This window comes from Thiorhodococcus minor (genome assembly GCF_010820565.1).
Taxonomy (GTDB): Bacteria; Pseudomonadota; Gammaproteobacteria; order Chromatiales; family Chromatiaceae; genus Thiorhodococcus; species Thiorhodococcus minor.
In genome coordinates this window covers 1-442 of sequence record NZ_JAAIJQ010000352.1, presented here as the reverse complement: position 1 = coordinate 442, position 442 = coordinate 1, and the positions used below count along the sequence as shown (strand labels likewise).

Sequence of the window (442 nt, the reverse complement as noted above, 5' to 3'; positions counted from 1 at the left end):
GTCCAGCAAGCGATGAGCCGCATCCGCCAGCTCAGCGCCGATGAAGAGGCCCGCCGCCTCGCCTTCGTGCGCGAGCGGGCGTTGCACGATGAAGTCTCGTTTCTGAACGAGGCCAAGCGGGAAGGTTGGGTGCAAGGTAGGCAAGAAGCCCTGAAGGAAGCAGAAGAGCAAATGTTAAAAACCAAACGTGCTACCGCACGGAGTCTGATGGCTCAGACAGAGATGGTGGACCAGTTGATTGCAGAGATTGCTGACCTTCCCGTTGAAGAAGTGAAACAGCTTCGCGCCGAAATCAAACGCTGACCCACATTTGAGTCAAACAAGCCATGAACCGCATCCGCCAACTCAGCGCCGATGAAGAGGCTCGCCGCCTCGCCTTCGTGCGCGAGCGTGCATTGCACGATGAGGTCTCGTTTCTGAATGAAGCCAAGCGGGAAGGTCG

The 442-nt window shown here is 57.5% G+C and carries 1 pseudogene; it reads left to right on the top strand.

Features of this window, described 5'->3' with window-relative positions:
• Window positions 1–303: pseudogene (locus tag G3446_RS27295) on the top strand (Rpn family recombination-promoting nuclease/putative transposase); the annotation flags it as partial.
• Between the last annotated feature and the right edge of the window lie 139 nt (window positions 304–442).